We start from the raw sequence: 1,358 nt of genomic DNA, 5'->3' as shown, positions 1-1,358 counted from the left end.
AAGTTCGGGCCGTTCGGATCGGTCATCGCATCCGCGACACCCTTACCCGGACGAGTCGTATCCGTAGGCGTGCGACCGCCACCGGAGCTGAAACTCAGCCCGTTGCTGAAGCGTGAGTTCGCGGCCCCATGCAACGATTCCAGGCGCTGCTGGAAGTTCGAGATCTGCCCCGTCGCCATGCGCCGCGTGGAATCCACCTGCGCACCGAGGACGCCGAGCACTTCCGGATCCTTCGACGGATCCGGCCGCGCGGTCACCGTGATCGTCACGGTCGCCGGTTGCGATGTCGCATAGGCATTGGCGAGGGTATAGACCAGTTGTGCCTGGCCAGAGAAAGCGGCCGCTGCCGCGAAGTCGAGGCGATAGCCGTTCGCTGTCTTCACGATCGTTCCGTGCCCTGCTTGCGCGGGTGAAAGCGAAACCACCGTGGCATCGGTGAACGGACCGCCACGCGCAGCGGACGTGAGGTCCACCTGCACGTTCTGTCCCGCGGCAACCGTCGCACTCAAGGCGGGAGCGACGGGTCGTTCCTGCAGCGTCACCGTCACCGTGCCCGGCTGAGATGCACCGAAGGCGTTGGACACGGTGTAGGTGAAGTGCTGGATACCGCTGGCATCCGCAGGTGCGGCGTAGACGATATTCGTACCGTTCACGGTGGCCGTGCCCACGGTGGGCGCGGTGACGATAGCCACCGTGGTGAAGGGGCCGCCGGTGGCGCCCGTGGTGGCATTGACGGTGACCGGATTGCCGGCCGTCGCCGTGACGGCCTGGTTGGTCACGATCGGGACGGCACCCGCCTGTACGGTGACGGTGACTGTGGCGGCATTCGATGTACCGCCGGGACCGGTCGCCGTGTAAGTGAAGGTGTCGGTACCGAAGAAGTTGGCGGCAGGCGTGTAGCTGATCGACAGGCCGTTAGCGACCGCCGCACCGTGTGCGGGATTACTCGCCACGGTGACCGACGTGATCACGCCGGTGTCGTTGGTGGTGACCGGAATCGAGACGGCCTGGTTAGCCGGCGTGCTGGCTGTATCGGCCACGGCAACCGGTATGGCATCGCCGATCGTGACGGTATAAGCCTGCGTCCCCGTCATGCCGTGCGCGTCGGTGGCCTGGATGGTGAACGATGCCGGGCCGTGTACCGTCGGGGTGCCGGCAAGGATGCCGCCCGGGGATAACGTGAGGCCCTGCGGTAAAGCCCCCGAGCTGACGATGAATGTGTAAGCCGCGACACCGCCGGTTCCCGTCAGTGTCGTGGTGTAGGCAGTGGCCACGATGCCGTTCGGCAAGGTAGCCGGCGAGATGCCTACGGTGACGGCTGCGATCGTCAGCGTATACGCACGGCTGACCGTCACGGG

Annotated in this window: 1 protein-coding gene; it reads right to left on the bottom strand. The window is 65.8% G+C overall.

Features of this window, described 5'->3' with window-relative positions:
• Positions 1-1,358, bottom strand: a 1,358-nt coding sequence (locus AC1DT2_RS23505; protein ID WP_477299091.1) for an Ig-like domain-containing protein, incomplete at both ends; no start/stop codon positions are given.

It is taken from the genome of Luteibacter sp. P4_E6 (assembly GCF_056401535.1).
This window is presented reverse-complemented; position numbering and strand designations above follow the sequence as displayed.